The sequence below is a fragment of the Bacillus sp. SIMBA_026 genome (genome assembly GCF_046535335.1).
GTDB lineage: Bacteria > Bacillota > Bacilli > Bacillales > Bacillaceae > Bacillus > Bacillus velezensis.
This window is the reverse complement of record NZ_JAWRWX010000276.1, coordinates 1-259: the sequence shown is the minus strand read 5'-3', so window position 1 is coordinate 259 and position 259 is coordinate 1. Positions and strand designations below refer to the sequence as shown.

Here is a 259-nt window from a genome sequence, read left to right as displayed (position 1 = left end):
AAATAAACGCGCACACCGCGCTTCACGGCAGCGATCAAATGCTGATGAAGCTGCCGTCCTAGCTCATCATCGCGAACGATAAAAAACTGAATCAGTAGATAATCTTGTGCCCGCTCAATGCCCGCAAATAGGCTCGCGAAGGTGGCATCACCATCGATGAGTAGCTGCGTGCTGTTTCCCTTCGTTAACGGCATCATTGCAAGCTGCTCAACTGCTTGAATATCGGTATTGTCAGATAGCGCGACATGGGGCTTAACGT

Annotated in this window: 1 pseudogene; it reads right to left on the bottom strand. The window is 50.2% G+C overall.

The window, feature by feature from the left end:
* A pseudogene (locus tag SB847_RS21465) lies at positions 1–259 on the bottom strand (hypothetical protein); the annotation flags it as partial.